The organism is Bacillus sp. JHAA (assembly GCF_036961585.1).
In the GTDB taxonomy this organism is placed as follows: domain Bacteria; phylum Bacillota; class Bacilli; order Bacillales; family Bacillaceae; genus Bacillus; species Bacillus velezensis.
Genome location: NZ_JBAMDE010000024.1, coordinates 1 through 980, shown reverse-complemented (window position 1 = coordinate 980; position 980 = coordinate 1). Strand labels below are relative to the sequence as shown.

Genomic DNA, 980 nt, shown 5'->3' with positions numbered 1-980 from the left:
GTGTCAACAACTTTTTTTAAGTTGTTTCCGAAGCTTTTTGTTGTTGTCTGCTGTTCATCAGCGACGTTTAATAATATACCACGGTGTCTCTCTATAAATCAAGCATTTTTTAAAAAAAAGAGAAAAAAAGAAAACCAGTATATTATCTTTAAAGTTTGAGAATGGTCGGGAAGACAGGATTCGAACCTGCGACCCCATGGTCCCAAACCATGTGCTCTACCAAGCTGAGCTACTTCCCGATTTTAAAATATATTATGGCGCGCCCGAGAGGAGTCGAACCCCTAACCTTTTGATCCGTAGTCAAACGCTCTATCCAATTGAGCTACGGGCGCAATCAATTTCACAATATCCCGTTGGGATAAAATGGAGCGGAAGACGGGATTCGAACCCGCGACCCCCACCTTGGCAAGGTGATGTTCTACCACTGAACTACTTCCGCAAGTAAAAATGTAAAGCATGGCCAGAATACAGCCTCAGATAGCGGTAAACTGTATTATTATTTATTCAGTAAAAATCCAAACGGTATAACCCTAAGATCAATCTAAACATACTGCTCATTATGACAAAAGTAATTATATCAAGGTTTTGATAAAAGTCAATACCGTTTAACAATTAATTATGTTAATCTCTTTGAAACATTGAAGCAAGGCTAACTTCATCAGAAAGCGCGCTTTAAACACCTATACCTTAACTGCTGCAATCAGTAACAGTTTTTACTGTTCCAAATAAAAAAATAACAGTTCCATAACATGCGGAAACTGCTTCAGATCAACGTATTTAGATAAGCTTCCAAGCGGGCTCGAACCGCTGACCTCTTCCTTACCATGGAAGTGCTCTACCTGCTGAGCTATGGAAGCAATGGCTCCGCAGGTAGGACTCGAACCTACGACCGATCGGTTAACAGCCGATAGCTCTACCACTGAGCTACTGCGGAATATTATAAGCTTCATAAACAAAAACATGGTAGATAAAATAAAAAA

General features: G+C 39.9%; 5 tRNA genes. All 5 read right to left on the bottom strand.

The window, feature by feature from the left end:
• Window positions 1–162: 162 nt before the first annotated feature.
• Window positions 163–239 (bottom strand) — tRNA-Pro (locus V7728_RS20320).
• A gap of 16 nt (window positions 240–255) precedes the next feature.
• A tRNA-Arg gene (locus V7728_RS20315) sits at window positions 256–332 on the bottom strand.
• Window positions 333–364: 32 nt separating this feature from the next.
• Window positions 365–439 (bottom strand) — tRNA-Gly (locus V7728_RS20310).
• A gap of 345 nt (window positions 440–784) precedes the next feature.
• Window positions 785–857: transfer RNA gene (locus tag V7728_RS20305), tRNA-Thr, on the bottom strand.
• A gap of 2 nt (window positions 858–859) precedes the next feature.
• Window positions 860–934, bottom strand: a tRNA-Asn gene (locus V7728_RS20300).
• Window positions 935–980: the final 46 nt, after the last annotated feature.